Annotated in this window: 20 protein-coding genes; 10 read left to right on the top strand and 10 right to left on the bottom strand. The window is 54.4% G+C overall.

The window, feature by feature from the left end:
* The first annotated feature begins 45 nt into the window (after nt 1–45).
* Nucleotides 46–267: a zinc ribbon domain-containing protein gene (locus ACA108_16370; protein ID XEX94929.1), complete on the top strand. Its 222-nt coding sequence runs from the start codon at nt 46–48 to the stop codon at nt 265–267.
* Between the two features lie 3 nt (nt 268–270).
* On the opposite strand, the gene xseA is transcribed toward ACA108_16370, so the two are convergent.
* Complete coding sequence (gene xseA / locus ACA108_16365; GenBank protein XEX94928.1) at nt 271–1,653, bottom strand: exodeoxyribonuclease VII large subunit; 1,383 nt, start codon at nt 1,651–1,653, stop codon at nt 271–273.
* A 169-nt stretch (nt 1,654–1,822) separates the two neighbouring features.
* Here xseA and guaB point away from each other — a divergent pair, with 169 nt between their 5' ends.
* Nucleotides 1,823–3,289, top strand: a complete 1,467-nt coding sequence (guaB, locus tag ACA108_16360) for an IMP dehydrogenase (GenBank protein ID XEX94927.1) — start codon at nt 1,823–1,825, stop codon at nt 3,287–3,289.
* Between the two features lie 66 nt (nt 3,290–3,355).
* Nucleotides 3,356–4,933, top strand: coding sequence for a glutamine-hydrolyzing GMP synthase (gene guaA, locus ACA108_16355; protein XEX94926.1), 1,578 nt, complete (start codon nt 3,356–3,358; stop codon nt 4,931–4,933).
* Nucleotides 4,934–5,056: 123 nt separating this feature from the next.
* On the opposite strand, the gene ACA108_16350 is transcribed toward guaA, so the two are convergent.
* Nucleotides 5,057–5,248 (bottom strand): YfgG family protein, encoded by a 192-nt coding sequence (locus ACA108_16350; protein XEX94925.1) that lies wholly within the window; start codon nt 5,246–5,248, stop codon nt 5,057–5,059.
* Nucleotides 5,249–5,596: 348 nt separating this feature from the next.
* Here ACA108_16350 and ACA108_16345 point away from each other — a divergent pair, with 348 nt between their 5' ends.
* Nucleotides 5,597–7,834: an EAL domain-containing protein gene (locus ACA108_16345; protein ID XEX94924.1), complete on the top strand. Its 2,238-nt coding sequence runs from the start codon at nt 5,597–5,599 to the stop codon at nt 7,832–7,834.
* Nucleotides 7,835–7,889: 55 nt separating this feature from the next.
* Here ACA108_16345 and ppx read toward each other — a convergent pair whose 3' ends face one another.
* From ppx to purM, 4 genes are all read right to left on the bottom strand, one after another.
* Nucleotides 7,890–9,431, bottom strand: coding sequence for an exopolyphosphatase (gene ppx / locus ACA108_16340; protein XEX98137.1), 1,542 nt, complete (start codon nt 9,429–9,431; stop codon nt 7,890–7,892).
* A 4-nt stretch (nt 9,432–9,435) separates the two neighbouring features.
* On the bottom strand, nt 9,436–11,496 hold the full coding sequence (gene ppk1 / locus ACA108_16335; protein ID XEX94923.1) for a polyphosphate kinase 1: 2,061 nt from the start codon (nt 11,494–11,496) through the stop codon (nt 9,436–9,438).
* 155 nt (nt 11,497–11,651) lie between these two features.
* Complete coding sequence (purN, locus tag ACA108_16330) at nt 11,652–12,293, bottom strand: phosphoribosylglycinamide formyltransferase (GenBank protein XEX94922.1); 642 nt, start codon at nt 12,291–12,293, stop codon at nt 11,652–11,654.
* Nucleotides 12,293–13,330, bottom strand: a complete 1,038-nt coding sequence (gene purM / locus ACA108_16325) for a phosphoribosylformylglycinamidine cyclo-ligase (GenBank protein XEX94921.1) — start codon at nt 13,328–13,330, stop codon at nt 12,293–12,295. Before purM ends, purN begins: the two co-directional genes overlap by 1 nt.
* Before the next feature lie 222 nt (nt 13,331–13,552).
* On the opposite strand from purM, the gene upp reads away from it, so the two are divergent.
* From upp to ACA108_16310, 3 genes are all read left to right on the top strand, one after another.
* Nucleotides 13,553–14,179 (top strand): uracil phosphoribosyltransferase, encoded by a 627-nt coding sequence (gene upp / locus ACA108_16320; GenBank protein XEX94920.1) that lies wholly within the window; start codon nt 13,553–13,555, stop codon nt 14,177–14,179.
* Between the two features lie 81 nt (nt 14,180–14,260).
* Nucleotides 14,261–15,547 (top strand): uracil permease, encoded by a 1,287-nt coding sequence (gene uraA / locus ACA108_16315; GenBank protein XEX94919.1) that lies wholly within the window; start codon nt 14,261–14,263, stop codon nt 15,545–15,547.
* A 100-nt stretch (nt 15,548–15,647) separates the two neighbouring features.
* A complete protein-coding gene (locus ACA108_16310) occupies nt 15,648–16,349 on the top strand; it encodes a DnaA inactivator Hda (GenBank protein XEX98136.1) in 702 nt (233 codons plus the stop codon).
* A 56-nt stretch (nt 16,350–16,405) separates the two neighbouring features.
* On the opposite strand, the gene arsC is transcribed toward ACA108_16310, so the two are convergent.
* Nucleotides 16,406–16,762 carry an arsenate reductase (glutaredoxin) gene (gene arsC / locus ACA108_16305; protein XEX94918.1) on the bottom strand — a complete coding sequence of 119 codons (357 nt, stop codon included), beginning with the start codon at nt 16,760–16,762 and terminating at the stop codon, nt 16,406–16,408.
* A gap of 11 nt (nt 16,763–16,773) precedes the next feature.
* Nucleotides 16,774–18,237 carry a beta-barrel assembly-enhancing protease gene (gene bepA / locus ACA108_16300; GenBank protein ID XEX94917.1) on the bottom strand — a complete coding sequence of 488 codons (1,464 nt, stop codon included), beginning with the start codon at nt 18,235–18,237 and terminating at the stop codon, nt 16,774–16,776.
* A gap of 221 nt (nt 18,238–18,458) precedes the next feature.
* Between bepA and ACA108_16295 the strand changes: the two genes are divergently transcribed.
* Complete coding sequence (locus ACA108_16295) at nt 18,459–19,529, top strand: AI-2E family transporter (GenBank protein ID XEX94916.1); 1,071 nt, start codon at nt 18,459–18,461, stop codon at nt 19,527–19,529.
* 269 nt (nt 19,530–19,798) lie between these two features.
* On the opposite strand, the gene bcp is transcribed toward ACA108_16295, so the two are convergent.
* Both bcp and ACA108_16285 read right to left on the bottom strand, forming a co-directional pair.
* A complete protein-coding gene (gene bcp, locus ACA108_16290) occupies nt 19,799–20,269 on the bottom strand; it encodes a thioredoxin-dependent thiol peroxidase (protein ID XEX94915.1) in 471 nt (156 codons plus the stop codon).
* A gap of 15 nt (nt 20,270–20,284) precedes the next feature.
* Nucleotides 20,285–20,839 carry a glycine cleavage system transcriptional repressor gene (locus tag ACA108_16285; protein ID XEX94914.1) on the bottom strand — a complete coding sequence of 185 codons (555 nt, stop codon included), beginning with the start codon at nt 20,837–20,839 and terminating at the stop codon, nt 20,285–20,287.
* Nucleotides 20,840–20,984: 145 nt separating this feature from the next.
* Here ACA108_16285 and dapA point away from each other — a divergent pair, with 145 nt between their 5' ends.
* Both dapA and bamC read left to right on the top strand, forming a co-directional pair.
* Complete coding sequence (dapA, locus tag ACA108_16280; GenBank protein XEX94913.1) at nt 20,985–21,863, top strand: 4-hydroxy-tetrahydrodipicolinate synthase; 879 nt, start codon at nt 20,985–20,987, stop codon at nt 21,861–21,863.
* Between the two features lie 16 nt (nt 21,864–21,879).
* A complete protein-coding gene (gene bamC / locus ACA108_16275) occupies nt 21,880–22,914 on the top strand; it encodes an outer membrane protein assembly factor BamC (GenBank protein XEX94912.1) in 1,035 nt (344 codons plus the stop codon).
* The last annotated feature ends 42 nt before the right edge of the window (nt 22,915–22,956 follow it).

The following is a 22,956-nucleotide window of genomic DNA, read 5'->3' as shown; positions in this document are numbered from 1 at the left end:
TTCATAACGGGAGCAAAGCGCTCCCGTTTTCTTTGAGGAGAAATCATGGAACTTAACTGCCCAATCTGCGACAAGCAGCTACAGGAGATCGACGGCGGCGGCCACTGCGAAAGCTGCAATCAGGATTTCAGACTGGTAGCCCGCTGCCCGGACTGCCATCAGCCGCTGGAAGTGTTGAAGGCCTGCGGCGCGGTGGATTATTTCTGCCAGAACGGCCACGGATTGATTTCTAAAAAGCGCGTCGAGTTTGTTCCCATCGTGCAGTAAGCGCTAACTTTTAGCCGCAGGTTTACGCTTGCGGATAGGCTTAACCGGCGTAATGCCGGTAACCTGACTCTCCACCCAGCCATCTTCCAGACGCGTTGTCAGCGTATCCCCGGATTTCACCTGTTTTGCCTTTTTTAGCACTTTGCCGTCTGTCGCCGTTGTGACGCTATAGCCACGGGCAAGCGTTGCCAGCGGGCTGACGGCTTCGAGCTGTGCCAGCGCCGTTCCAAAGCGTTGTCGGGTGCTGTTTAGCCGGGCCGTTAAAACCTGCGACAAACGATATTCCAGCTGCTGTATTCGGGTCTGTGCGCGGTGGATTCGTGCCTGCGGCTGCTGCTGGTTAAGGCGCTGGGCCAGACGCTGCTGCTGCTGGCCAGAACGGCGCAGCTTGCTCTCCATCGCGACGCTCAGGCGCTGCTGCAAACGCTCAAGCGCGGTCTGCTGACGGGCCAGACGAAGCTGAGGATGCTGTTGTTGAAGGCGATGCTGCAGGCGAGTGAATCGCTGCGTTCGCTGGGCGAGATAGTAGTCCAGCGCCATTTCCATCCTCGTTTGCTGGGACTTGATCTGACGTAATAATTCAAGCTGATTACGGCTGACAATCTCTGCCGCAGCAGAAGGTGTAGGAGCACGCAAATCTGCGACAAAATCGGCGATCGTGACATCAGTTTCGTGCCCTACGGCGCTAACGACCGGGATTTGGCTTGCAAAAATAGCGCGGGCTACTCGTTCGTCATTAAAACTCCATAAATCCTCCAGCGAGCCGCCGCCGCGCCCGACAATCAGTACGTCGCACTCAGCGCGCTGGTTGGCAAGTTCGATTGCGCGAACGATCTGAGCAGGGGCATCTGCGCCCTGAACGGAGGTGGGATAAATGACAATCGGCAATGAGGGGTCGCGGCGTTTCAGTACATGCAGAATATCATGCAGGGCCGCGCCGGATTTGGACGTAATTACGCCCACCTGGCGAGCAGGGCTGGGCAGGGATTTTTTGTACTGCTGCTCAAACAGACCTTCAGTCGTCAGGCGATGCTTGAGCTGTTCGTACTGCTGCTGAAGCAGACCTTCGCCCGCCAGCTGCATGCTCTCAACGATTATCTGGTAATCGCCTCGAGGCTCATAGAGCGTGATATTGGCGCGAACCAGAACCTGCTGGCCGTGCTGCGGCCGGAAGGTCACCCGACGATTGCTGTTACGGAACATCGCGCAGCGAACCTGGGCGGTATCGTCTTTCAGCGTGAAGTACCAGTGGCCGGAGGAGGGCTGGCTGAAGTTAGAGATTTCGCCGCTGATCCAGACCTGACCCATTTCCTGTTCCAACAGCAAACGGACCGCCTGATTGAGACGGCTGACGGTAAAAATTGAGGGAGAATTTGCGATTGGCATGTGAGCTGGATCAAATTTTAAATCAGCAGGTTATTCGGTCAATAGTACCTGCCATAATGCGAGTGGCAAGGATTTTTGGTAAAAAAATGTAGATGCAACCGATTACGCTCTGTATAATGCCACGGCAATATTTTATCTGTTCTCATTCACCCCAGGTTGAGATATTGCCATGCTACGAATCGCCAAAGAAGCACTGACGTTTGATGACGTTCTCCTCGTTCCAGCTCACTCCACCGTTCTGCCTAACACGGCGGATCTCGGCACCCAACTGACCAAAACTATTCGTCTGAATATCCCTATGCTGTCCGCAGCTATGGATACCGTGACCGAAGCACGTCTGGCCATTGCCCTTGCCCAGGAAGGTGGTCTTGGTTTTATTCACAAAAATATGTCGATTGAGCGCCAGGCTGAAGAAGTCAAACGCGTGAAGAAACACGAAAGCGGGGTAGTAACCGACCCGCAGACCGTGCTGCCAACCACCACTCTGCGTGAAGTGAAAGAACTGACCGAGCGCAACGGCTTTGCTGGTTATCCTGTCGTTACCGAGAAATACGAGCTGGTCGGTATCATCACCGGCCGCGACGTGCGTTTTGTTACCGATTTAAATCAGCCTGTTAGCGTGTACATGACCCCGAAAGAGCGTCTGGTTACCGTGAAAGAAGGCGAAGCACGCGACGTGGTGCTTTCAAAAATGCATGAAAAGCGCGTTGAGAAGGCGCTGGTTGTTGATGACCAGTTCCATCTCCGCGGCATGATCACCGTAAAAGACTTCCAGAAAGCAGAGCGTAAACCAAACGCCTGTAAGGACGACCAGGGCCGTCTGCGCGTTGGGGCTGCCGTAGGGGCAGGCGCAGGCAACGAAGAGCGTATCGACGCCCTGGTAGCTGCTGGCGTGGACATCCTGCTGATAGATTCCTCTCACGGCCACTCCGAAGGCGTTCTGCAGCGTATTCGCGATACCCGCGCCAAATATCCTGACCTGCAAATCATCGGCGGCAACGTTGCAACGGCGGCGGGTGCTCGTGCTCTGGCTGATGCTGGCGTCAGCGCGGTGAAAGTCGGTATCGGCCCTGGCTCAATTTGTACGACACGTATTGTCACCGGCGTTGGCGTTCCGCAGATTACGGCTGTTGCAGACGCTGTCGAAGCGCTGGAAGGCACGGGTATTCCGGTCATCGCCGATGGCGGTATTCGTTTCTCCGGCGACATTGCAAAAGCCATCGCGGCGGGTGCCTCGGCGGTAATGGTTGGCGGCATGCTGGCCGGTACCGAAGAGTCTCCGGGCGAGATCGAACTTTACCAGGGGCGTTCATTCAAATCTTACCGTGGTATGGGCTCACTGGGCGCAATGTCTAAAGGTTCTTCTGACCGTTACTTCCAGACTGATAACGCGGCGGACAAACTGGTTCCTGAGGGTATCGAAGGCCGCGTGGCTTACAAGGGCCATCTGAAAGCGATTGTTCACCAGCAGATGGGCGGCCTGCGTTCCTGTATGGGCCTGACCGGCTGTGCTACCATCGACGACCTGCGCACCAAAGCGGAATTTGTACGCATCAGCGGTGCGGGCATCCAGGAAAGTCACGTGCACGACGTGACCATTACTAAAGAGTCCCCGAATTACCGTATGGGCTCCTGATTCTTCATCGCCCGCACATGCGGGCGATTTACTTTCTCTGTTTCACTTGCCTCGGAATTAGCGTCAATGACGGAAAACATTCATAAACATCGCATCCTGATCCTCGATTTCGGTTCTCAGTACACCCAGCTGGTAGCGCGACGCGTGCGTGAGCTGGGCGTTTACTGTGAGCTGTGGGCGTGGGATGTCACTGAAGCACAAATCCGTGAATTCAACCCAAGCGGCATTATTCTTTCCGGCGGCCCGGAAAGCACCACCGAGCAAAATAGCCCGCGTGCGCCGGAATATGTATTTACCGCAGGCGTCCCGGTATTCGGCGTGTGCTACGGCATGCAGACCATGGCGATGCAGCTTGGCGGCCATGTAGAAGCCTCTAACGAGCGTGAATTTGGTTATGCGCAGGTTGAAGTTAAAACCGACAGCGCGCTGGTGCGCGGTATCGAAGATTCCCTGAGCGCAGCCGGTAAACCCCTGCTGGACGTCTGGATGAGCCACGGCGACAAGGTCACGGCCATCCCGTCTGACTTCGTGACCGTTGCCAGCACCGAAACCTGCCCGTTCGCCATTATGGCCAACGAAGAGAAGCGTTTCTACGGCGTTCAGTTCCATCCGGAAGTCACCCACACCCGTCAGGGACAGCGCCTGCTGGAGCGTTTTGTTCTGGATATTTGCGGCTGCGAAGCGCTGTGGACGCCGGCAAAAATCATCGAAGATGCCATTGTTCGTCTGCGCGAGCAGGTGGGTAACGACAAGGTGATTCTCGGCCTGTCCGGCGGCGTGGATTCTTCCGTAACCGCTATGCTGCTGCACCGCGCCATTGGCGATCGCCTGACCTGCGTATTCGTGGATAACGGCCTGCTGCGCCTGAACGAAGCCGAGCAGGTCATGGAAATGTTCGGTGACCACTTCGGCCTGAACATCGTTCACGTGCCTGCGGAAGAGCGTTTCCTTTCCCAGCTGGCGGGCATCGATGAGCCTGAAGCAAAACGTAAAACCATTGGCCGCGTCTTTGTTGAAGTGTTTGACGAAGAAGCGCTGCGCCTGGAAGACGTGAAGTGGCTGGCGCAGGGCACTATCTATCCTGACGTTATCGAATCAGCGGCCTCCGCCACGGGTAAAGCGCACGTCATCAAATCTCACCACAACGTGGGCGGCCTGCCGAAAGAGATGAAGATGGGGCTGGTTGAGCCGCTCAAAGAGCTGTTCAAAGACGAAGTGCGTAAAATTGGTCTGGAGCTGGGCCTGCCGTACGATATGCTGTATCGCCACCCGTTCCCGGGGCCAGGTCTGGGCGTGCGCGTGCTGGGCGAAGTGAAGAAAGAGTACTGCGATCTGCTGCGCCGCGCGGATGCTATCTTCATCGAAGAGCTGCACAAAGCGGATCTGTACAATAAAGTGAGCCAGGCGTTCACCGTGTTCCTGCCGGTTCGTTCCGTGGGCGTAATGGGCGATGGCCGCAAGTACGATTGGGTTGTTTCCCTGCGTGCAGTGGAAACCATCGACTTCATGACCGCGCACTGGGCGCACCTGCCGTACGACTTCCTTGGCCGCGTTTCCAACCGCATCATCAACGAAGTTAACGGTATCTCCCGCGTGGTTTACGATATCTCTGGCAAGCCGCCAGCAACTATTGAGTGGGAATAACCCTCACGCCGTAAATAAATCGGGTGGCCATGTGCCGCCCGTTTTTTTGTCTGGTATTCACGAACGACAGGCGTGACAAAGCTCACTGGCCAGAGGCAGCGTTATTTTGCTTAACGGGGCGGGTTACCGGTTGGTGTTATCCACGGAGAGGCTGCTTTGCTGGGCGTCCGCTTTTTTGTCCTGGTGATGATGCCAGGCGCCAATCGAGGAGTAGACAAAACGTCCAAAAAGGAAAAGGAAGCTGATAAGAAGAATAATGCGGGTCATTCGGCTGTTAAACCGGTGTCGTCTTCGCATACTCGTAACCTGTGTCACGCAAATGGTCTCTGGATTAGCCCGACAGCTGCGGGCGACGCTGATATTTAGGCATAGCACGGCGGCTGGGTCAATTCGTAATCGTGTAAAAGAGCGTCAATGAAGACGGACGGACTGATAGATAAATGTTTCTTTAGTATGAAAGGCGATATTTTATTACTGCGTATCCTGGAATATTCTGGTTCCTGACGCAACTTTCATCATAAATTGATCTGCATCAATTCTCATGACCTTTCCCTAACTAAAATCTTCATTTCATACCTGACCCTTTTCATATTAGCGCAGGCAGGCTGGCATCCTTTCTGACCTTCACCCAGACAATATTAATGGGATTTCTGGCGACTCACTATGCACTTTGCTGACTGGTACAAAACATATAAAAATAAATGGTGGGCGATGCCCCTGGTTATGCCGTGCCTGTTGCTTCCGCTGGCTGCCTGGTTTAATGCCAATACGGTCATGGACGGCGGTCGGGTATTCCTTATTTATATGCCGCTGGGGCTGATGACGGCCTGCACCGTTATCTTCGGCTGGGCGGCCCTGCCGGGCATTATGCTGGCGCTACTCATTCGCTACATTCCAGTGAAAGGCGAACTCATCGCTTTTTTCGCCGCCGTGCATTTTATTGTTCCCATTGCCCTTAGCTACAGCGGCTATCGTGCCTATGTGCCGCGTCGAAACGCGATTATTTTTGGCGTTATCTACCTTACCCTGCAACGCATGTTCTGGCTGGTATTATTTAACACTACAATTTTCTTATTTATTTATCAGATTGGTGTGTTTTTCGGCTGGTATGAGCCAGTCATGAAAATGGTGATGGAGAATCCTTTACAGCCGCGAACCCTGATTAATTTCCAGGCCGTGTTGGTAGGATGCCTGACGGGCATGCCATTTTTCTACACCATTATTCGTGCCATACGCCATCCGCGCTTTGTGCTGGTCTTCTGGTCTCGTATGCGTGCCCAGGCACAACACGGCGTAAGCAAAACGGAATTTGTCATTTGGGCGGTAATGCTGATAACGCTGGTCAATTTACTGTTGCTGCCAGACAGCCAGACGGGGTCGATTTTTAAAACCGATTATACCCTGACGCTTATTTTGCCCGTGATGCTGTGGGGGGCCATGCGTTTTGGCTACTTATTTATTACTACGATCTGGTCGATCATTTTACTTGTGCTTTGTAGCGGTTTTCATAACTATTTGCTGCCCGACATTGGCTTTCAGCTGCACCTGGCCATTGCAACGTCCTGCTATGCCGTATTTTCGCTGACCATTTACACCATGGCAGCCGTGACGACGCGGCAGCGTCTTCTTCACTCTAAAGCGAGGCGCGTGGCCTTCATCGACCCGATTACCCAAATGCCAAACTTGCGCGCTTTGACGCGTGATTTAAGCCGCTATCCCTGGTCCACCTTAACTTATTTATCCATTCCCGAACTTGAACTGCTGGGCCGACATTACGGCGTTCTGCTGCGTATCCAGTACAAGCAGCAGTTTGCCGAGTACCTTCGCCAGCATCTGCGCGTGAATGAAAAGGTTTATAATCTTTCCGGTCACGATCTGGCGGTGCGGCTTCACGGTGAGTCTCACGAAGAGCGAATTGAGATTATTGACCGGCGAGTTAAGCAGTTCCGCTTTACCTGGGATGATATGCCGCTTCAGCCGCAGGTGGGGATCAGCTACTGTTATGTTCGCCAGCCCGTCAGCCATTTGTACCTGCTGCTTGGTGAGCTAAGCACTATGGCTGAGCTGTCGCTGACGACCTCCCACCCGGAAAATCTGTTGCAGCAAGCTTCAGGGCAGGTTCAGAAAGCCGTGAAAAACAAAGTGGCGATGATGAACCGGCTCCAGGTTGCCCTCGATAACGGCGATTTTGTCTTAATGGCGCAGCGTATTCAGGGAAGCCGTGGGGATCATTACCACGAAATATTGATCCGCATGAAGGATGCCGATGGGGCAACCGTCCTGCCGGATAGCTTCCTGCCGGTGGCCCATGAGTTTGGCCTTTCGTCGAAAATCGATCGCTGGGTGCTGGAAGCGACGCTGCAGTTTATGGACCGGTGCCGGGAAGCGATGCCCGGCTGTCGTTTCTCCATAAATCTTACGCCTGCCTCGGCCGGACGTGCCCAGCTCCCTGCGGAGGTGAGGGTGCTGCTGAAGCAATATAATATCGAGCCCTGGCAGCTTATCTTTGAGGTAACGGAAAGTGACTCGCTAACTAATCTTGACCAGGCGAACATGACGCTTTCCGCATTGCAGGGCATGGGCTGCCGGGTCGCTATTGACGATTTTGGCACGGGCTACGCGAGCTATGCACGCCTGAAAGATATTCATGCGGATATGCTCAAGATTGACGGTAGCTTTATCCGCAATATCCTCACCAGCAGCCTGGACTATCAGATTGTCGAGTCTATCTGCCAGCTGGCAAGAATGAAGAAAATGCAGGTGGTAGCGGAATATGTAGAGAGCGAAGAAGTGCAGGAAGCGGTGCTGCGGTTGGGTATTGATTACATGCAGGGTTACCTGATTGGCCATCCGCAGCCGCTGGATGATCTGGTCGAAAACGGACAGGCGCTCACGGAATAAAATGGAATACCCGGCCTGCTACAGCCTGTAGCGAGCCGGGGTTTCAGCAGAGGCATTAAGCTGCAATTGTCGGGCTTGCCTCTTCTTCGATCACAAGCTTCCAGCCCGGCGTATTGTCCCAGTACTGCTGCTCCCGCTCCAGGTCGAGCATCACCAGCGTATTCTGGCTGAACCAGTCATGGGGGAAGCGCAGCGTCCAGTGGTTCTCATCCGTTTCAAGCACCAGCGTCGGCGGGGTCGTTGTCGCCTGGCGCTGGTTATTGAGCAGGACGCTCAGGCGCAGGATCTGGATAAGCGGCAAGAACTGCTTTTTCTTGAAGAGCGTGAAGCGCGGCAAATCGTCAATTTTAATCGCTTTACGGTGATAACGAACCAGCGAGGCGATAAGCATCTGCTGCTCCTGGTTAAACCCGGGCAGATTGCTGTGCTGCAGGATGTAGGCCGAATGGCGGTGCAGCCCGCTGTGGTTGATATTCAGCCCCACCTCGTGCAGCATAGCCGACCATTTCAACAGGGCTGCCATCTGTGGATTAGCCTGCTTCGGGTTTTGGGTCTCCCACTGCTGGTAAATTTTGTCGGTAGTATCCAGCACGCGTTTAGCCTGGTCGCTGTCTATGTGGTACTGGTCTGCAAGGCTCTGCGCGGTGCGGATACGAATATCCTGATGCCTGAATCTGCCTTCCATTTCGTAAAGTACCCCCTCACGAAGCGCGCCGTCGGACAAGCGAAGCTCACGGATGGCCAGCGAGTCGAATACCCCACAAAGAATCGCAAGCCCTGGAACAAAAACGGCTTTGCGCTCTTCTGAAAGGCCCGGCAGGCTCATTGACGAAAAGTTTTTATACTTCAGAACCTCGTCACGCAGCATCTCCAGCCGTTCGGGGGTGATTATGCCGTTCTTCTCACCCATATTGATCAGCACTTCATGGGCGGCTTTGATGGTGCCGGACGCCCCCATCGCCACATTCCAGCCCTGCAGGCGATACTGCCAGGAAAGGTTTTCCAGCTTCTGGACCGCCGCGAGACGTGCTCGCTTAAAGTTTTCAGCCGTGATGGCACCCTGTGGGAAATAGTTCTGCCCGAAGCTGACGCAGCCCATGCGGCGGCTTTCCACCAGCATCGGCTCGAAGTCTTCGCCTATTACCAGCTCGGTGGATCCTCCGCCGATATCGATAACCAGCTTGCTGCCTTTTTCCGGCTGCGTATGCTCCACGCCCATAAATATCAGGCGGGCTTCTTCGTTACCGGAGATGATTTCGATCGGGAAGGGGATAACCTGTTCGGCACGCTTGAGAAACGCCTCAGCGTTCACCGCCTCACGCAGGCTGTGGGTGCCCACAATACAGACATTTTCCGCTGAAAAGCCCTGCAGGCGTTCTGCAAAAAGCGTCAGACAGGAGAGGCCGCGTTCTATCGCCTCTTCGCTTAATTCGTTTTGCGCATTCAAACCGTCAGCCAGATGCACACGCTGTTTCAGGCGCCCGATAATTTGCATCGCGCCGTCAACCACGCGGGCAATGACCATGTGGAAACTGTTAGAGCCAAGGTCGACCGCGGCAAATTCCTGCGGGCGTGGGGCATGTTTTTTTATCGGCATAGCGTTAGTCAGGTTGTTCCAGAGATTTAATGTAGTCATAAATCGCCAGCTGCGAGCGCACCTTACGGCGATTGCCTCGTGGAACATAGCGATTGCTGAGTTCTTTATCGAGATAGCGTGCTTTCACGGTATCACTAAACAGAATGTCGATAATATCCAGTACCCGCTGCTTAAGGCGCGGATCGAGTACGGCTACCGCCACTTCAATTCGATAATCAATGTTGCGGGTCATCCAGTCAGCGGAAGAAAGATACACTTTCTTATCACCGCCATTTTCAAAGATATAGACACGATCGTGCTCAAGATAGCGGTCAACAATGCTGATGACGCGGATATTGTCGCTGATCCCTTCCAGATTAGGAATAAGAGAACACATGCCGCGCACCAGCAGATTAACCTTCACGCCGGAGCTTGACGCCGCATAGAGACGGTCCACCAGGCCTTTATCGACCAGGTTGTTCAGCTTCAGCGTAATGCCGGAAGGCTCGCCATTCTGCGCGTTGGCAATTTCGCGGTCGACCAGATCGTAGAGCAGGCGGCGCGAGTTTTGCGGCGAGACCATCAGGTAGTCAAACGTCACCGGACGATACGGGTTTTCAATGAAGTTGAACACCCGGCGCACTTCGTTGGTAATGCGCGCATCGGCGGTCAGTAACGAATAGTCGGTGTACAGGCGTGCCGTTTTCTCGTTGAAGTTACCGGTGCCGATGTGGGCGTAACGTACCACCTCGTCGCCTTCTTTGCGGGAAATCAGGAACAGCTTGGCGTGAATTTTCAGGCCCGGCGCGGAGAAGATAACGTGTACGCCAGCTTCCGTCAGGCGCTTAGCCCAGTGGATGTTCGCTTCTTCGTCAAAGCGTGCCTGAAGTTCGACCACCACGGTGACTTTCTTGCCGTTGTGAGCTGCGTGGATCATTGATTCAATAATGCGCGAGTCTTTCGCCACGCGGTAAATATTGATTTTGATTGCCAGCACGCTCGGGTCAAACGACGCCTGGCGAAGCAGCTCCAGCACGTGCTCGAAGGTGTGGTACGGGTAGTAAAGCAGCACGTCGCGGTTGCGGATGGCATCGAAGCCGTTACGGAACTTGTCGAACCAGATATGTCGCAGGCGCGGCAGCGGCTTGTTCACCAGGTTGGCTTTGCCAACGTTCGGGAAGTTAATAAAGTCTTTAAAGTTGTGGTAGCGCCCGCCGGGAATAATCGAATCGTAGTTGGTGATGGTGAGCTTGTTGCGCAGCATTTCTACCATCGCGTCAGGCATATCTCGCTGGTAGACAAAGCGTACCGGTTCGGCGGTCAGGCGCTGCTTCAGGCTGGACGACATCAGTTCAAGCAGGCTGGATTCCATTTCGGTCACCAGATCATATTCTGCGTCGCGGGTCATTTTCATCGAATAGGCGTTCAGCGCGTCATAGTCGAAGAAGCCTTTGAAAATGTCATCCAGGCAGTAGCGCAGAATGTTGTCCAGCAGGATCATCGGCTTGCGGCGGCGCGGTGCCTCCGGCGGCAGATTCACAAAGCGCGGCACTTTATCGGACGGGATCTCCAGCAGGGCATAGCGGGTATCGTCGCCGCGAATGATCTCCACTGCCAGGTAGGTGTAGTCATCCTTCAGAAACTGCACCAGATCGGTGTCGTGATTAATCAGGATCGGGGTGATGTGCTGGCGCAGATAGTGTTTAAAGTAGTGACGCAGCCAGTTTTGCTGGTTCTCAGAGAGCTGGCGTTCGTTAATCAGGAAGATTTGATTACGCGCCATTTCCAGCAGCAGATCGTTATACAGGCCGTCGAATTCCTGATCGGCTTTGAGCACACGGGCCTGGATTTTATTGAGCAGATGGCGTGAGTTCGGGGCGGTACCTTGTTCTTCGCTGATTAGAATGCGGCGTTTCAGCTCGGCAAAGCGAACCTTGTAAAACTCATCAAGGTTATTGGAATAGATGCCGAGAAATCGCATTCTTTCGATCAGCGGATTGATTTTATCCGCCGCTTCCTGGAGCACACGTTCGTTAAAAGACAACCAGCTCAGTTCTTTTTCGATATACAGCTTATCCTGACCCATTAGCCCTCACTTCCGTTTTCGTGGACGAAAAATGCCGTCGCGTCATCATTATGGCGAGCTTTGGCAGGGAATGTCCAACGCTGCGGGTTAAAGTAAGATGTTTGCTTCCTCTCGCTTGTGCGCAGGCATTAAAAAAGGGGCCGAAGCCCCTTTGTTTACTCTTCCGCCGCATGCCCTTCTGGGGGGAGCGGCTGCCCGTCGAGCCAGACAACGTTGCCGCGCATCTCCAGGCGTCCTTCCATAAACCAGCTGACGACCAGCGGGTAGATGGCGTGTTCCTGATGCTGCACGCGGGCGGTGATTACGTCTTCGTCATCCCCTTCAAAGACGGGAACTTTGGCCTGCAGAATGACCGGGCCGCCATCGAGCTCGTCGGTCACAAAGTGAACCGAAGTGCCGTGCTCTTCGTCGCCGTTTTCCAGCACCTGACGGTGGGTGTGCAGGCCTGGGTATTTCGGCAGCAGGGAAGGGTGAATATTGATCAAGCGGCCGCTGTAGTGGGTCACGAACGCCGGGCTGAGGATGCGCATATAACCTGCGAGCACCACCAGATCCGGGGCGTAGGCGTCGATCTCCTGCATTAATTCACGATCGAACGCCGCGCGGTCAGCAAAGTGGCTGGCGGTGAGGGCGTGGGCCGGGATCCCGGCTTCGCCTGCGCGTTCAAGACCGTAAGCATCGGCCTTGTTGCTGAACACCGCCGCAAGGGTGCCGCGAATCTTTTTTTGTTTGCAGGCGTCTATAATCGCCTGAAGATTGCTTCCGTTGCCGGAAATCAGCACCACTATGTTTTTCATTACTCAATAACCACGCGCTCTTCGCTATCGGATGCTTTGATAATACCGATTTTCCATGCGTTTTCACCTTTCGCCTTCAGCAGCTCAACGGCTTTATCGGCTTCCTGCGCGGGCAGGACGATGAGCATGCCCACGCCGCAGTTAAAGGTGCGATACATTTCGTGGCTGCTGATATTGCCTGCTTTTTGCAGCCAGCTGAACACGGCTGGCCACTGCCATGAGGCTTCGCTAATCACCGCTTGAGTATTGTCTGGCAGAACGCGCGGGATATTTTCCCAGAAGCCGCCACCGGTGAGGTGGGCAATGGCGTGCACGTCCACTTCGCCAATTAGCTCAAGCAGGTTTTTGACGTAAATACGGGTGGGTTCCAGCAGGTGATCCGCGAGCGGTTTGCCTTCCAGTTCGGTGGTTAGCGGGTCTGTGCCGCTCACTTCCAGCACTTTACGCACCAGGGAGTAACCATTGGAGTGCGGGCCACTTGAGGCCAGCGCAATCAGCACGTCGCCGTCGGCGACTTTCGAACCATCGATGATTTCTGACTTTTCGACCACGCCAACGCAGAAGCCAGCCACGTCATAATCTTCGCCGTGATACATGCCGGGCATTTCAGCCGTTTCGCCGCCGACCAGCGCACAGCCGGACTGGAGACACCCTTCGGCAATGCCGGTAATCACGCTTGACGCCGTTTCCACATCCAGTTTGCCGGTGGCGTAGTAGTCCAGGAAGAAGAGGGGTTCTGCACCCTGTACGACCAGGTCGTTCACGCACATGGCGACCAAATCGATACCGATGGTGTCGTGACGTTTTAAATCCATAGCCAGACGCAGTTTAGTGCCCACGCCGTCGGTGCCGGAAACCAGCACGGGTTCACGATATTTCTGAGGCAACGCGCAGAGCGCACCGAAACCGCCCAGTCCACCCATCACTTCCGGGCGGCGGGTTTTTTTCACTACGCCTTTAATTTTGTCGACCAGAGCGTTACCAGCATCAATATCAACACCGGCATCTTTGTAGCTAAGGGAGGTTTTGTCGGTCATCTTCAGGTTCCATCGGTTGGTCTGGAATAAAAAACGCCGCAATTCTAACAGTGGAGGCAAACGTTTGCGAGCCTCTTGTGCGGAGGGATGGAATATTGTTGCTCTATACTCTTTCGTGTCCCGTTGATCTCGATCAATCCCATTTCCGGTGGCGAAGCGGCTAAAAAGCGGTATAATCCGGCGATTTTTTTTATGGACGCCAACATCTCGGGGAGAAAGAGTATGAAGATCGTGGAAGTGAAACACCCACTCGTCAAACACAAGCTGGGGCTGATGCGTGAGCAGGACATCAGTACCAAGCGCTTTCGTGAACTCGCCTCAGAAGTTGGCAGCCTGCTGACTTACGAAGCCACTGCGGACCTGGAAACCGAACTCGTCACTATCGAAGGCTGGAACGGCCCGGTAGAAATCGACCAGATCAAAGGGAAGAAAATTACCGTTGTGCCAATTCTGCGTGCCGGTCTGGGCATGATGGAAGGCGTACTGGAAAACGTGCCAAGCGCGCGTATCAGCGTAGTTGGCGTTTACCGTAACGAAGAAACCCTTGAGCCGGTGCCTTACTTCCAGAAGCTGGTTTCTAATATTGAAGAGCGCATGGCGTTGGTGGTTGATCCAATGCTGGCAACCGGCGGCTCTATGATCGCCACCATCGACCTGTTGAAGAACGCCGGCTGTACGAGCATTAAAGTTCTGGTGCTGGTGGCCGCGCCTGAAGGTATTGCCGCGCTGGAAAAAGCGCACCCGGACGTGGAACTGTACACGGCTTCCATCGATCAGGGACTCAATGAGCACGGATACATTATTCCGGGGCTCGGCGATGCCGGCGACAAGATATTTGGTACAAAATAAAAAAGCAGCCGACTTCGAAAGTCGGCTTTTTTTTGGTTTGAAAACACGACGTCCGTTAAATAACACTCAGAGGAAAACAACATGACCCGCCGTGCGATTGGGGTAAGTGAAAGACCACCTTTGCTGCAAACGATTCCGCTCAGCCTGCAGCATCTGTTCGCTATGTTTGGTGCCACCGTGCTGGTACCTATCTTATTCCATATTAACCCGGCTACGGTGCTGCTGTTTAACGGTATAGGCACGCTGCTGTACCTCTTTATCTGTAAAGGCAAAATCCCGGCTTATCTGGGGTCCAGCTTCGCGTTTATCTCCCCGGTGTTGTTGCTTTTACCCCTGGGTTACGAAGTCGCTCTCGGCGGTTTTATCATGTGCGGCGTGCTGTTCTGCATCGTGGCGCTGATTGTGAAAAAGGCGGGAACCGGCTGGCTGGACGTGATGTTTCCCCCGGCGGCGATGGGGGCGATTGTTGCGGTCATCGGCCTTGAGCTGGCGGGCGTTGCGGCGAATATGGCCGGGCTGCTCCCTGCGGACGGCACCTCTCCAGACTCCACGACCATCATTATTTCTCTGGTAACGCTGGCGGTCACGATTTTCGGTTCCGTTCTGTTCCGGGGTTTCCTGGCGATTATCCCGATTCTGATTGGCGTGTTGGCGGGTTACGCGCTCTCCTTCGCGATGGGCGCTGTGGACGTCACGCCTATCGTGGAAGCCCACTGGTTTGCGCTGCCAACTTTCTACACGCCGCGCTTTGAGTGGTTCGCTATCTTCACCATTCTGCCTGCCGCGCTGGTCGTCATTGCGGAGCACGTAGGCCACCTTGTGGTTACCGCGAACATCGTGAAAAAGGATCTGATTCGCGACCCGGGCCTGCACCGTTCGATGTTCGCCAACGGCATCTCGACTATTTTCTCCGGCTTCTTCGGCTCGACGCCTAATACCACCTACGGTGAGAACATCGGCGTAATGGCAATTACCCGCGTGTACTCGACATGGGTCATCGGCGGCGCGGCGATTCTGGCGATTCTGCTGTCCTGCGTTGGCAAACTGGCGGCGGCAATTCAAATTATCCCGGTTCCGGTCATGGGCGGCGTTTCCCTGCTGCTCTACGGTGTAATTGGCGCGTCCGGTATCCGCGTGCTGATCGAATCGAAAGTGGATTACAGCAAGGCGCAGAACCTGATCCTGACCTCCGTTATCCTGATTATCGGCGTCAGCGGTGCAAAAGTGCACATCGGCGCGGCTGAACTGAAAGGCATGGCGCTGGCGACGATCGTGGGCGTAGGGCTGAGCTTAATCTTTAAGCTGATCGGTATTATTCGTCCGGAAGAAGTGGTGCTGGACGCGAAAGAAACCGACGTTATTCCTTAATTCAGCCTCCTGCCGGGCGGCGCGGCCGCCCGGTTCTACAGCGCTACAATAGTGTGATAAACTCTTAAGCGTTTTTCTGCCTGTTATGGTTGAGGTACTTCTGAATACGCCGGCACAGCTTTCGCTGCCACTCTATTTACCTGACGATGAAACCTTTGCCAGCTTCTGGCCGGGTGACAATCCTTCTTTGCTCGCAGCCCTGCAGTCCGTGCTTCGCCAGGACCACAGCGGCTATATTTATTTCTGGTCGCGGGAAGGGGGCGGGCGCAGTCATCTGCTGCATGCCGCCTGTGCTGAACTGTCACAGCGCGGCGAAGCGGTCGGCTATGTGCCGCTCGACAAGCGCACCTGGTTTGTGCCTGAAGTGTTAGACGGCATGGAGCAGCTTTCTCTGGTGTGCATCGATAATATCGAATGCGTGGCAGGGGACGAGCTGTGGGAAATGGCGATCTTTAATCTCTACAACCGTATTCTGGAATCGGGGAAAACCCGCCTGCTGATCACCGGCGATCGCCCGCCGCGTCAGCTCAATCTGCAGCTACCCGATCTGGCTTCTCGCCTTGACTGGGGGCAGATCTACAAGCTCCAGCCGCTGTCCGATGACGATAAGCTGCTGGCGCTTCAGCTGCGTGCAAAACAGCGTGGATTTGAACTGCCGGAAGATGTGGGTCGGTTCCTGCTTAAACGACTGGATCGGGAAATGCGCACGCTGTTTATGACGCTTGACCAGCTCGACCGGGCGTCGATTACCGCCCAGCGCAAGCTGACCATACCGTTTGTGAAAGAGATACTCAGTCTGTGACTTCCGGTGGATGACATTTTGTTTACCCACCCTACAAGCCAGGCCAATTTAAGCCTCTATAGAATCTCCAGCGCCGACTCCGGCGGGCGGCCAATTCTTGCCTGGCCATTCGCCAGCACGATTGGGCGTTCGATCAGTTTTGGATTGTCGATCATCACCTGAATTAGCTGCTCTTCCGATAAGCTTTCGTCTTTCAGGTTCAGCTCCTTATAAAGATCCTCTTTCTGGCGCATCAGGTCGCGGGCGCTGGCAAAGCCCAGCTTGCTCAGCAGAGACTTTAAGGTTTGCGCATCCGGTGGGGTTTCCAGATACAGCACAACGTCTGGCTCCACGCCATTTACCTTCAGCAGGCTTAGGGTTTCACGGCTCTTAGAACAGCGCGGATTGTGGTAAATTGTTACTCCTGCGGACATAAAAACTCCTGTTACATCTTCTGGTATTGTTGGAAACGCTTTTGCAGCTCGCGGAACTGGTCGATACGCGCGTCGTAGCGGGCCTGCTGCAGGCTGCCGAGCTTCGCCTGGGAGCTGGCGCTGCTGAGCAGGGTAATCGCCTGATCCAGACGCCCGCCCAGGGCCATCACCTCCGCCCGTGCAGCCAGTTCCTGATCTCGATTGCCTACTGCCGCTTCGGCCTGCGCTAGCAGATCCCAGCCGTTGACGTCATCGGGGTGTGCAAAGGTGTAGCGATTAAGGATTGTTGCCGCCTGCGCGTTCTGCCCGGCCTGAACATAAGCGTTGGCCAGGTTCAGCTGCAATACAGGATTGAGGTTGAGGCCCGGTGCGCTTTTGAGACGGTTAATGGCATCTGCGGTTTTATGCTGTCCCAGGTCGATATCCGTAGACAAATCGAGGAACCAGGGATTAGCAGGCTCGGCGGCCAGCAGCGGCTGGAGCTGCTTACGGGCTTCCGCCCAGTTATTTGCTTCCATCGCCAGCAGGGCGCGACCATAGGATGCCGCACGCTGCTCGCGAACGTTGCCTTTTGACCAGGCGTCCAGCATATCCGTGGTCAGCTGGTTGCGGCCTGAGTTATACATGCCAAGCGTTCGCACTTTCGCCATGTAGAAATCTTCAGACGACTGTACGACCACCGGACGCATCTGGTTGGCACGGTTACGGGCATCCGCCAGGCGGCTTTCCGGTAACGGGTGAGTCAGCAAAATTTCTGGTGGGCGGGTGGAGTAACGCGCCTGATCGAGCAGCTTCTCAAGGAATGTAGGCATAGCCTGCGGGTTGAAGCCGGAGCGCTGCAAAACCTGAATGCCGATACGATCGGCTTCCTGCTCGTTCTGCTGCGTAAAGCTAATCATACCCTGCTGCGTCCCTGCCAGCGTACCCGTCAGCGCAGCCATCCCTGCCTGCGGGCTCGCCATGGCCAGCAGGATGGAGCCTAATGCGCCAACCCAGGTGAGCGGGGCATTTTTCTTCTGATCTTCCATCGCGCGTGCGAGGTGACGCTGGGTCACGTGAGAGATTTCGTGCGCCATAACAGACGCCAGCTGGCTTTCATCATCCGCATAGCGGAACAGCGCGGAGTGCAGCACCACGTTGCCGCCGAAGAAGGCAAAGGCGTTGATTTCGTCGTTATTGATGAGGAAGAAATGGAAAGGTGTCTTGACCGAGTTAGCATGGCTGACCAGCCGCATACCGAGGCTATTGATGTACTGCACCAGTAATGGGTCGTTGATCAATGGGGCGCTTCCGCGCAGCTGGCGGACGTAGAAGTCACCCATCTGCATTTCCTGGCCGATAGACAGCGTGCTTCCTGCTGATGTCCCCATGTCAGGCAGTTGATCGGCCACATCCGCGGAGGCCGGAACGGTGGCTCCGGCGAGTAATGTTGTCATCAGGGTTGCAACGAGCGTTTTTTTCAACTGCTTGAGCATAACCACTATCCTGTTTGATCTAGGTCTGAATTCGACACGCCAAGCGCGGTTTTGTTCGTAAAGCGATACGAACAATTTGCGACGTAATAATTGAAGAAAATCTTAACACTGAAATAATAAACGTTCTTCAGGATGGTATGAATTGACTGTAAAAAGCAAAGTCTTTCATGTGACATTTCGATACAATCGCGATCCGCACAAAGCAGTCAGGGAAAGGATGTATGCTCGAGTTGTTAATGCAGTGGTATCGTCGGCGGTTCAGCGATCCGGAGGCCATCGCACTGCTGGTCATTCTGGTCGCCGGGTTTGTTATTCTCTTTTTCTTCCATGGTCTTCTGGCCCCGCTGCTGGTGGCTATCGTGCTGGCCTATCTGCTGGAGTGGCCTACGGTACGTCTACAGCGCCTGGGCTGTTCGCGAAGCTGGGCAACAAGCATTGTGCTTATTCTGTTCGTCGGCATTTTAATGATACTGATGTTGGTGATTGCGCCGATAGCCTGGCAGCAGGGTATTTATCTGATCCGAGATATGCCCGGCATGCTGAACAAACTTTCTGACTTTGCCGCCGCCTTACCCAAGCGTTATCCGGCGCTGGTGGATGCGGGCATTCTTGATGCAATGGCCGAGAACGCGCGTACGCGTATGTCCGGCATGGGCGATCAGGTGGTTAAATACTCCCTGGCGTCGCTGGTTGGCCTGTTAACCCTGGCTATCTATCTGGTGTTGGTACCACTGATGGTCTTTTTCCTCGTCAAGGATAAAGAGCAGATGCTCAATGCCGTCAGACGCGTCCTGCCCCGCAACCGGGGTCTGGCAGGGCAGGTATGGCTGGAGATGAATCAGCAAATCACCAACTACATTCGTGGCAAAGTACTGGAAATGATTGTGGTAGGCATCGCAACCTATATCGGCTTCATTATCTTTGGGCTGAATTATTCGTTGCTGCTGGCGGTGCTGGTGGGCTTCTCGGTGCTGATTCCGTATATCGGTGCGTTTGTGGTGACCATTCCGGTTGTGTGCGTCGCGCTGTTTCAGTTTGGCATGGGGCCGGAGTTCTGGACGCTGTTTGCGGTCTATCTCATCATTCAGGCGCTGGACGGCAACCTGCTGGTGCCGGTGCTGTTCTCTGAGGCCGTTAACCTGCATCCGCTGGTCATCATTCTTTCGGTGGTGATCTTCGGTGGGCTATGGGGATTCTGGGGCGTATTTTTCGCCATTCCGCTTGCCACGCTGATTAAAGCGGTGGTACATGCCTGGCCGGACGGGCTGGTCATGGACGACGAGCATCCTTAAAAAATAAAAAGCCGACGTGAAGTCGGCTTGAGTTTTGTAGGGGGGATAAGCGAAGCGCCATCGACCAGAGATGATTGTGGTGTCGGATGACGCTACGCTTATCCGACCTACGGACAAGAGCAAAAAGAGCTTTTGTAGGGGGATAAGCGAAGCGCCATCCACCAGTGATGGTTGCGATGTCGGATGACGCTGCGCTTATCCGACCTACGACAAAGGTATATCAGCAATAAAAAGCCGACGTGAAGTCGGCTTTTTTAATTTTGGCAGAGCTAAGCGTTCTCTTTCAGCCAGTTCACCACGATATCGTGATGATTGCTGGTTTTGAAATCATCAAACACTTTTTCAACTTTCCCTTCACCGTCCAGCAGGAAGCTGATGCGGTGAATGCCGTCGTAGGTTTTGCCCATAAAGGTTTTCTCGCCCCACACGCCAAACTGCTCGCAGACCTTATGGTCTTCGTCAGAAAGCAGGGTGAAGTTCAGCAACTCTTTTTCGGCAAAACGCGAGAGCTTCTCAGCTTTGTCGGTGCTGATACCCAGCACTTCAACGTTCGCTTTTTTCAACTCATCCATGTTGTCGCGCAGACCGCATGCCTGAACGGTGCAGCCTGGCGTCATCGCTTTGGGATAGAAATAAACCAGAACGCGCTGTCCCTGGAAGTCGGTCAAATTTACTTGCTCGCCGTCTTGATCGGGCAGGCTAAATTTCGGTGCACTGTCACCGGCTTTCAGTGGGCTCATCACTACTCTCCGTCTTTATTCATCTTGCTGTGGGTTCACCACGCTAATAGTGCCTTGTGCTTTAAGCTCTGTACATAGGGCTTTGAAGGCCTGTTCAATAATTGCGGCATCTTCTGACGCAGGACTATGGGCAGTGATTTGAATGTAGAGCTGCGGCGGCGTATTTTCCTGCGCGGGTTGCGTGCGGGAAACCAGCTCGGCGATGTTCATGTGGTGCGTGTCGAATAAATCTGTAAAGCGTTCGATCAAATGCGGTGAATCCGTTACCTCAACCTGTACCCAAACCGTGGCAGGCATGGCTGGTCTGTCCTGGGCCGCGGTGCGCTTCATCACAATCAACAGATCCAGCTCTGCGCCCTTGAGTGGCAGCGTCGATTCAATCAGGGTTATCGCGTTCCAGCTACCGGACAGCAGCATAATAAACGTGAACTCTTCACCGAGCATGGCCAGGCGGCTGTCTTCGATATTACAGCCACAGCTGCTCACATGGCGGGTGATGGTATTGACAATACCAGGGCGGTCAGCACCCAGAGCCGTGATAACCAAATAATGGTGAGGTGAAGGTGTCAAACGTGTTCTTCCTGTGAATCGGTGGGAGATCATAAGGAAAGCATAAAAAAATCCCGCATACAACCGTGTAGAGCCTCCTGGCGGCTTGCTTTTGATCCTGTACCAAACGTACCATTGAGGGACATGTTTGCACAGAGGATGGCCAATGTTCACGGGAAGTATTGTCGCGCTTGTAACACCGATGGATGAGAAAGGTAATATCTGTCGGTCAAGCCTGAAAAAACTGATTGATTACCATGTTGCCAGCGGGACGTCGGCGATTGTTTCGGTAGGGACGACCGGAGAGTCAGCGACCCTGAGTCACGACGAGCACGGCGATGTGGTGATGTTAACGCTGGAGCTGGCGGACGGGCGTATTCCGGTTATTGCCGGTACGGGCGCCAATGCCACTTCCGAAGCTATCTCCTTAACCAAACGCTTTGATAATAGCGGTATCGTTGGTTGTCTGACGGTCACGCCTTATTACAACCGCCCAACGCAGGAAGGGTTGTACCAGCACTTCAAAGCCATCGCGCAAAGCACCGACCTGCCGCAAATGCTGTACAATGTGCCGTCCCGTACCGGGTGCGACATGCTGCCAGAAACCGTTGCTCGCCTGTCGGAAGTTAAAAATATTATCGGTATCAAAGAAGCCACCGGGAACTTAACGCGAGTAAACCAGATCAAAGAGCTGGTTGAAGATGACTTCATCCTGGTCAGCGGTGATGATGCCAGCGCGCTGGACTTCATGCAGCTCGGCGGCCACGGCGTTATTTCCGTTACGGCAAACGTAGCCGCGCGTGAAATGGCGGAAATGTGTAAACTGGCGGCCAATGGGCAATTTGCACAAGCGCGTGAAATCAATCAGCGTCTGATGCCGTTGCATAACAAACTATTTGTAGAACCCAATCCTATCCCGGTGAAATGGGCCTGTAGAGAATTGGGACTTGTGGCGACCGATACCTTACGCCTGCCAATGACGCCGCTGACTGATGCCAGTCGTCCGGTGATTATCAGCGCGCTTAAGCATGCGGGTTTGCTGTAAAGTTTAGGGAGATTTAATGGCTTACTCAGTACAGAAGTCGATGGTAGCAACCGTTGCAGTGGTGTCGCTTGCCATGCTGTTATCCGCATGCAGTTCTGACCAGCGCTATAAGCGTCAGGTTAGCGGCGACGAATCCTATCTGGATGCACCTCCTCTGGCAGATATGCACGCGCCAGCGGGCATGATCCTACCGGTGGAGAACGGTCAGTATAACGTTCCTGTTACCAACGGCAGTGGCGCAGTAGGCAAACAGCTGGACATTCGTCCACCATCCCAACCGCTGGCGCTGGTGAACGGTGCCCGTACCCAGTTCACGGGTGATACCGCTACGCTGATGGTTGAAAGCGCCCGTGGCACTACGCTATGGCCGCAGGTGGTAAGCGTTCTACAGTCTAACAACTACACCATCGACAAGCGTGATGACGCAAGCCAGTCGCTGACTACCGACTGGGTGCAGTGGAACCGTGCTGACGAAGACGAACAGTATCGTGGTCGCTATCAGATCGGCGTGAAGCCGCAGGGTTATCAGCAGGCAGTGGTGGTTAAGCTGCTGAACCTGGAGCAGGCGGGCAAGCCAGTCTCAGACGCAGCTTCCCTGCAGCGTTACAGCGCGCAGATGCTTAACGTCATCAGTGCGGGTCTGGATAAAGTCCAGACGGACAGCCAGAACGTCAAAGACAGCCGTACCTCCACGCAGCTGGATATACAGAGCGCCGCAGACGACACCGGCTTGCCAATGCTGGTCGTACGTGCTCCGTTCAACGTGGTCTGGAGCCGTTTGCCAGCAACGCTTGAGAAAGCAGGCATGAAAGTGACTGACTCCACGCGTTCTACCGGCAGCATGGCCGTCACCTACAAGCCGTTGTCTGACAGCGCCTGGCAGGACTTAGGTGCCAAAGACCCGGGTCTGGTCAGCGGTGACTACAAGCTGCAGGTTGGCGACCTCGATAACCGCAGCAGCCTGCAGTTCATCGATCCTAAAGGACACACGCTGACCCAATCGCAAAATGACGCGCTGGTTGCCGTATTCCAGGCAGCTTTCAGCAAGTAACTTTAAGGGCCAGAGCAATCTGGCCTTTTTTCTGGTAGCCTA

It is taken from the genome of Dryocola sp. LX212 (assembly GCA_041504365.1).
Taxonomy (GTDB): domain Bacteria; phylum Pseudomonadota; class Gammaproteobacteria; order Enterobacterales; family Enterobacteriaceae; genus Dryocola.
The sequence above is the reverse complement of the archived record's forward strand: the minus strand, read 5'-3'. Positions and strand labels throughout refer to the sequence as shown.

Coding starts and splice junctions, on each gene's coding strand:
- ACA108_16370 (XEX94929.1), top strand. CDS start 46: ATGGAACTTAACTGCCCAATCTGCGACAAGCAGCTACAGGAGATCGAC.
- xseA (XEX94928.1), bottom strand. CDS start 1,653: ATGCCAATCGCAAATTCTCCCTCAATTTTTACCGTCAGCCGTCTCAAT.
- guaB (XEX94927.1), top strand. CDS start 1,823: ATGCTACGAATCGCCAAAGAAGCACTGACGTTTGATGACGTTCTCCTC.
- guaA (XEX94926.1), top strand. CDS start 3,356: ATGACGGAAAACATTCATAAACATCGCATCCTGATCCTCGATTTCGGT.
- ACA108_16345 (XEX94924.1), top strand. CDS start 5,597: ATGCACTTTGCTGACTGGTACAAAACATATAAAAATAAATGGTGGGCG.
- ppx (XEX98137.1), bottom strand. CDS start 9,431: ATGCCGATAAAAAAACATGCCCCACGCCCGCAGGAATTTGCCGCGGTC.
- ppk1 (XEX94923.1), bottom strand. CDS start 11,496: ATGGGTCAGGATAAGCTGTATATCGAAAAAGAACTGAGCTGGTTGTCT.
- purN (XEX94922.1), bottom strand. CDS start 12,293: ATGAAAAACATAGTGGTGCTGATTTCCGGCAACGGAAGCAATCTTCAG.
- purM (XEX94921.1), bottom strand. CDS start 13,330: ATGACCGACAAAACCTCCCTTAGCTACAAAGATGCCGGTGTTGATATT.
- upp (XEX94920.1), top strand. CDS start 13,553: ATGAAGATCGTGGAAGTGAAACACCCACTCGTCAAACACAAGCTGGGG.
- uraA (XEX94919.1), top strand. CDS start 14,261: ATGACCCGCCGTGCGATTGGGGTAAGTGAAAGACCACCTTTGCTGCAA.
- arsC (XEX94918.1), bottom strand. CDS start 16,762: ATGTCCGCAGGAGTAACAATTTACCACAATCCGCGCTGTTCTAAGAGC.
- bepA (XEX94917.1), bottom strand. CDS start 18,237: ATGCTCAAGCAGTTGAAAAAAACGCTCGTTGCAACCCTGATGACAACA.
- ACA108_16295 (XEX94916.1), top strand. CDS start 18,459: ATGCTCGAGTTGTTAATGCAGTGGTATCGTCGGCGGTTCAGCGATCCG.
- bcp (XEX94915.1), bottom strand. CDS start 20,269: ATGAGCCCACTGAAAGCCGGTGACAGTGCACCGAAATTTAGCCTGCCC.
- dapA (XEX94913.1), top strand. CDS start 20,985: ATGTTCACGGGAAGTATTGTCGCGCTTGTAACACCGATGGATGAGAAA.
- bamC (XEX94912.1), top strand. CDS start 21,880: ATGGCTTACTCAGTACAGAAGTCGATGGTAGCAACCGTTGCAGTGGTG.